The 6,325-nt window shown below is 69.2% G+C and carries 5 protein-coding genes; 2 read left to right on the top strand and 3 right to left on the bottom strand.

Translation table 11 applies throughout. The features are described 5' to 3' along the window. Positions 1-44: 44 nt before the first annotated feature. The 3 genes from pgeF to PHQ87_RS04940 are packed head-to-tail and all read right to left on the bottom strand — an operon-like array spanning position 45 to position 3,361. Positions 45-842 (bottom strand): peptidoglycan editing factor PgeF, encoded by a 798-nt coding sequence (pgeF, locus tag PHQ87_RS04950; RefSeq protein WP_300231779.1) that lies wholly within the window; start codon positions 840-842, stop codon positions 45-47. Positions 843-852: 10 nt separating this feature from the next. Then, positions 853-1,758, bottom strand: coding sequence for a ribose-phosphate diphosphokinase (locus tag PHQ87_RS04945; RefSeq protein ID WP_300231778.1), 906 nt, complete (start codon positions 1,756-1,758; stop codon positions 853-855). 4 nt (positions 1,759-1,762) lie between these two features. Continuing rightward, positions 1,763-3,361 (bottom strand): thymidine phosphorylase family protein, encoded by a 1,599-nt coding sequence (locus tag PHQ87_RS04940; RefSeq protein WP_300231777.1) that lies wholly within the window; start codon positions 3,359-3,361, stop codon positions 1,763-1,765. An 89-nt stretch (positions 3,362-3,450) separates the two neighbouring features. Between PHQ87_RS04940 and PHQ87_RS04935 the strand changes: the two genes are divergently transcribed. Continuing rightward, positions 3,451-4,842 carry a Rieske 2Fe-2S domain-containing protein gene (locus PHQ87_RS04935; RefSeq protein WP_300231776.1) on the top strand — a complete coding sequence of 464 codons (1,392 nt, stop codon included), beginning with the start codon at positions 3,451-3,453 and terminating at the stop codon, positions 4,840-4,842. Next, positions 4,839-6,320: a glutamine synthetase family protein gene (locus PHQ87_RS04930; RefSeq protein ID WP_300231775.1), complete on the top strand. Its 1,482-nt coding sequence runs from the start codon at positions 4,839-4,841 to the stop codon at positions 6,318-6,320. The genes PHQ87_RS04935 and PHQ87_RS04930 overlap by 4 nt, the downstream gene beginning before the upstream one ends. The last annotated feature ends 5 nt before the right edge of the window (positions 6,321-6,325 follow it).

Here is a 6,325-nt window from a genome sequence, read left to right as displayed (position 1 = left end):
GTGCCGCCGAACAAGCCTCAGCAAATGCCGTGCCCGACGCCGTGTCAGCCGAGCCAGATGCAGGCGGCCATGCGGCCGGAGCTGCCGAGCCGGGCGGCGTCGCGGCGATGCGAAAAGAACCTTGAAGACTGTGCCACGGTGCACCAGGGCGGTGTGCCGTCGTTGCCGTGGATGGATGTGATGCCCAGACTGAGCAGTTGCTGGCGTGCCAGCGCCGGCAGGTTGGCCATCCACTTGCCCGGTGTTGCCAACGGACCAAAGGCCTGACCGACATCGAAGCCAGCACGCGCAAACGCCACCCGCACCTCGCCGCCCACCTCGAAATGGCCGGGGCCGATGCAGGGCCCCAGCCAGGCCAGCAGCTCGCCCGCTGCCACGTCCGGAAACCGGCCCCGCACAGCCGACACGGTGGCAGCCAACACACCCGGCTCACCGCCCCCTGCCAGCCCGCGCCAGCCTGCGTGGGCCGCCGCGACGAAGCGCCCATGCCGGTCGGTGAAGAGCACCGGCAGGCAGTCGGCCACCATGATGGTGCATGCCACGCCCCGCCGCGTCGTCAGGCAGGCATCCGCCTCGGTCTCGTCGGGTGGGTCCGCGTCGAGATCGGCCACGGCGGTACCGTGCACCTGATGCAGAAAAACATGCCGCGCACCGCTGATGGCTCCCAGGTGGCCACGGTTGGCCTGCACGTGCGCCGGCTCGTCGCGCACGTAGGCACCGAGGTTGAACGTGTCAAACGGTGCCGCCGACACGCCCCCCTCGCGGGTCGTGAACAGGGCGTGCACATGGGCCGGTGCCGGCCAGTCGGGCACCAGCCAGGAAGGAGGCATGGGCAGCGTCATCGATCCGTCCTCATCCGGCAAGGCCGTGCTGTCGCAGGGCATCGGCGATCACGGGCACCACGCTGACGGCGTTGGTCGCGTGGGGAATGCAGTCGGTGCTCCAGATCTCGCGCACGCCGGCGGCCCGGATGCGCTCGACGGCATCGCCGGCAAACAGCGCGTGCGTGACAGCCACATCCACCGACGCGGCCCCCGAGGCCAGCAAGGCCCGCGTCGCCTGGACGAGGGTGTGGCCCGAGCTGGCAACATCGTCCATGAGCACGACCGATCGCCCGGCCACCGCCAGGTCGGGTGGCAACTGAACGGTGACATCCCGGTCGCCACGGCGCTCCTTGCGACAGGTGCCGTGTGCCCAGCCATGGCCAAGAGCCGCCTGCGCCACCCACTGCAGCGCTTCTTCGTCCGGCCCCAGCAGCAGCACCTGCTCGCGCCGCGCCGCGATGTGGGCCGCGAGTATGGGGGCCCCGCTGAGCGCCACGGCCGTCGGCAAGGGCACGGCTTCCTGCAGCGTGGCAACGCGGTGCAGGTGCGGATCGACCGTCACCAGGGCGTCGAACAGCCCGGCGAGGAAGCGCCCCACGATGCGCTGGCTCACGGCCTCGCCGGGATGGAAGGCGATGTCCTGACGCATGTAGGCCAGGTACGGCGCCACCAGCGTCAGCCGGCGCGCGCCCAGTTCGCGCGCCGCGCACGCGGCCAGCAGCAGTTCGGTCAGCCGTTCGTTGGGAAACTCGAGGCCGCGCCAGATCACCACCGTCCCGGGCAGCCGGGCCGGCAGGGTCAGCTTGATCTCGCCATCCGGAAAGCGGTGGCGGGCGATCAGCGCGCAGCCCAGCCCGCTCGCTTCGGCGGCATGGCGCGCAATGGCTTCGTCCTCGGGAAAGGCCAGCAGCAGACCGGCTTCGGTATCTGTCACCACATCAGAACTCCACGAAAACCTGCGGCACGTCTTCCGCCAGGCCGATGCGATAACCACTGTGGCGCTCCGCGGCCTGCCGCGCGAAGGCCAGGTCGGCCGGATAGCCCGCATACACGCGGTACAGCAGATCCCCCTCCTTGACCTCGTCGCCCAGCTTGCGCTGCAGGTCCAGACCCGCGCCCTGCACCTTGGGTGCACCGGCCAGACGGGCGATTTGCGCGATCTGGAAGTTGTCGATGCCGGTCACCACGCCGCTGGCCGGGGCGCACACGTCGAGCGTCAGCGGGCCCAGCGCCGGGTGCATCCAGTCGAACGCCTTGCGGCCCTGGGCACGGACGATGGCCTCCATGCGCGCCAGCGCGCGGCCGGACTCCAGGATGTCGCGCGCAATCGCGTAGCCGGTGCCGCCCCGCACATCGGGGCTGCATTCGATGAGGCGGCCCGCGAGCTGCAGGGTTTTCTGCCGCAGGTCGGCGGGCGCGGCCGGGTCGTTGGCCAGCACCTGCATCACGTCCCGCGCCTCCAGCACCGGGCCGACACCGCAACCGATGGGCTGGCGCCCGTCGGTGATGACCACGTCCAGCGACAACCGCAGGCGCTGGGCCACGTATTCGAACAGGCGGCGCAGTTTCTGCGCCTCGGGCATGGAGCGCACCTTGGCGGTGGGGCCGATGGGGATGTCCAGCACCAGATGGGTTGCGCCGGCGGCGATCTTCTTGGACAGGATGGAGGCGACCATTTGCCCGGGGGAGTCGATGGCCAGCGGCCGCTCGACCGAAATCAGCACGTCATCGGCCGGCGACAGGTCGGCCGTGCCGCCCCAGGCCAGGCAGCCGCGCTGCTCCCGCACGATCTCCGTCAGATGATCGAAGGGCAGTTCCACGTTGGCGAGCACCTCCATGGTGTCGGCCGTGCCCGCGGGCGAGGTGATGGCGCGTGACGAGGTCTTGGGGAACACCAGACCGTACGCGGCCACGATGGGCACCAGCAGCATCGATGTGCGGTTGCCCGGGATCCCGCCGATACAGTGTTTGTCCACGACCAGCGGCTCATGCCAGTCCAGCTTGCGACCACTGGCGATCATGGCTTCGGTCAGGAAGTACACCTCCTCGCGGTCGAGCTCGCTGCGGTTGCAGGCGACGACAAAGGCCGTCAGTTCGATCTTGGAGTAGCGCCGGCCGGCAATGTCGCGCACGATGGCGCGAAAATCCTGCTGTCCGAGGCGCTCGCCGTTGATCTTGCGGAACAGCGCCGGAATGGACTCTGGCGGCTCGGCCTGCGACACCGAGGCCGGATGGCCATTGGGTACCTGCAACTGGGCGAACGCGTCCTCGGACACCCCCAGTTCATCGCACCCCACGATCGAGGTGTCGTCCACCACGTTCAGGGTGGCCAGGATCGTCCTGCCGTTGGCGCGCACCTGTACCTTGGACAAGGCCTGGAAGCCCTCGGCACGGTAGACCGCGCAGTCGCGGTGCAGGTAGGCAACGTTTTCGTGGTAGGTGTCGATGGCCACGCGCCGCAGCACGAGGCCACCCGGGACGGCCTGCGCGTCGGCCGCCGCCGGGGAAGTGGGAGTTTCCGCGGATGTCGATTGCATTCCCCGAAGATACACTGACTGCGGACGGGCGGCCCGCCGCCGTGCCCTGCCAAGAGAAACGCGACCATTCCCACGACGAGGAGACATGCATGAAGGCCGAACACAACGAGCGGCTGACCCGGGTTGGCCCGGGCACGCCCGCCGGTGAGCTGCTGCGCCGCTACTGGCAGCCCGTGGCGCTGCTGGACGAATTCGACCCGGCACAGGACCCGGACATGGCCATTCGCCCGGTCAGGGCGGTGCGCGTTCTGGGCCAGGATTTCGTGCTGTTTCGCGATACCCAGGGGCGCTTCGGCCTGCTCGACCGCGACTGCCCGCACCGGGGCGCCGATCTGGCCTACGGTCGCAATGAGGGCGATGGTCTGCGTTGCCCGTTCCACGGCTGGAAGTTCGACACCACCGGCCACTGCACCGACACACCGGCCGAGCCGCTGGGCAGCACCTTGCACACGCGCATCCGCCAGCGCAGCTACCCCCTCATCGAGCGCAGCGGTGTGCTCTTCGGCTGGTTCGGCCCCGAAGGCAGCACGCCGCCAGCACTGCCGGCGCTGGACTGCTTCGAGGCCCCCGCCTCCCACACCTTCGCCTTCAAAGGCCTGTGGCACTGCAACTGGCTGCAGGCCTTCGAGGTCGGCATCGACCCGGCACACGCCTCCTACCTGCACCGCTTCTTTGAGGACGAGTCGCTCGATGAAAGCTACGGAAAGCAGTTCCGCGGCGCCAGCATGGGTGCCATCAACGGAGAGCGCTGGCCCATGACCCGGGTGCTGCGCGAGTTCGCGCGCCCCGACATCGCCTGCATGGCCACGCCCTGGGGCCTGCGTCTGACCGCGCTGCGCCACCTGAGCGAGACGCTCACGCACGTACGCATCACCAACGCCGTGTTCCCGCAAACCTTCGTGATCCCGCTGTCCGAGACCATGACCATCACCCAGATTCACGTGCCGGTCGACGACACCCACAACTACTGGTATGCCTTCTTCACCAGCTTCGACGGCCCGGTCGACAAGCAGACCATGCGCGAGCAGCGTCTGGCCTCCGTCACCCTGCCCGGCTACGTCCCCAAGGCCGGCCGGCACAACGATTGGGGTTTCAACGCCGAAGAGCAGGTCAACCGCACCTTTCTGGGCATGGGAGAGCGCGACATCAATGTGCACGACCAGTGGGCCTGTGAAAGCATGGGTGCGATCCAGGACCGCACGCGCGAGCACCTGGGCACCACCGACAAGGCGATCGCCATGTACCGCCGCATGCTGCTGGATGCCATCGACAGCGTGGCTGCCGGCGGCACACCACCGGGCATCGGCGATGCGGCACTGCACGACCAGATCCACGGCCCGGACACGGTCGACGGCATCGCGCCGGCGCAAGGCTGGCAGGATTGGTGGCTGGCGCAGGTGCGCCAGCGCCGCGACAACGCCCCCTGGCGCAACCGGCTGGCCCCCGGGTCGGTCACTGCCTCCGACGAGGCCACCACATGACCGGTCATTTCGCGCACCGCTGCGAGGTGCACGATGCCGCGCGCGAAACCGCCTGCGCTGACGTCATCGCGCGCATCGAGGCCCTGGGGATCGAGCGCCTGCGGCTGGGCTGGTGCGACGCGCATGGCGTTCTGCGCGGCAAGACCCTGATGCCGCATGCCGCTGCTCGCGCGCTGCGCGATGGCGTGGGCATGGTGGGCACGCTGATGCTCAAGGACACCTCGGGGCGCACCGTCTGGAACGTCTTCGAACATGGCGGCACCGACGCCCTGCCCGGCTTCGCCGGTGCCGCCAACCTGATGCTGCTGCCCGATCCACGCAGTTTCACCGTGCTGCCCTGGCAGCCTCGCACCGCCTGGCTGCGCTGCCAACCCTGGTACGGCAACGGACAACCCGTCACGCTGGACACCCGCTACCAGCTCCAGCAGGCGCTGGCCCGCCTGGCCACCGACGGCATGGCCTTCAAGACCGGGCTGGAAGTCGAGTTCCACATCTACCGCATCACTGACGATGCCGCACAACTGGATCCGGCCCGGGCCGCCTGGCCCGGGGAGCCGCCCGAGGTGCGCATGATCCACCCGGGCTACAACCTGCAGGCCGAGGCCATGATCGACATGGCCGACGAACCGCTGGAGATCGTGATGCGCACGGCCCAGGCACTGGGGCTGCCACTGCAGTCGCTGGAGATCGAGCTCGGCCCCAGCCAGGTGGAGGCGGTGTTCGACGCCACGGATGCGCTGACCGCCGCCGACCAGATGGTGCTGTTCCGCAATGGTGTGCGGCAGGCACTGCGTCGCGCCGGCTACCACGCCACCTTCATGTGCCGCCCCCCGTTTCCCGGCATCATGTCCAGCGGCTGGCATCTGCACCAGTCGGTGATCGACCAGCGCACCGGCCGCAACGGCTTTGCCCGCACGGCGCCCGATCCGGCGGCAGGGCCGGACGACGCCCGCCACATCCTGTCGGACACCGGCGCGCACTGGCTGGGCGGCCTGCTGGCCCACGCCACCGGCATGACGGCCCTGTGCGCCCCCACAGTCAACGCCTTCGGACGCTTTCGTCCCAATGCCCTGGCGCCGCAATCGGCCATCTGGGGGCATGACAACCGCGGCGCCATGCTGCGCGTGGTGGGGCAGCCCGGCGACGCGTCCAGCCGCATCGAAAACCGTGTCGGCGAACCGGCCGCCAACCCCTACCTGTACATCGCGGCGCAAATCCACGCCGGACTGGACGGTGTCGAGCGGGCGCTGGAGCCGCCGCCCGCCTGCCACAACCCCTACGCACAGGGCCTGCCCCAACTGCCCGCCACGCTGGATGACGCGCTGGACGCCATGCAGCAGGACGCGGCCATGGCGCGGGGTTTCGGTGACGGCTTCCTGCACTATTTCGAGCGCATCAAACGCAGCGAAGCGCAACGCTACGCCCAGGCCGAAGACAAGACCGACTTCGAGCGACGAGAATATTTTTCACGAACCTGACTGTC

Source organism: Hydrogenophaga sp. (assembly GCF_028698005.1).
GTDB lineage: Bacteria > Pseudomonadota > Gammaproteobacteria > Burkholderiales > Burkholderiaceae_C > Hydrogenophaga.
This window is presented reverse-complemented; position numbering and strand designations above follow the sequence as displayed.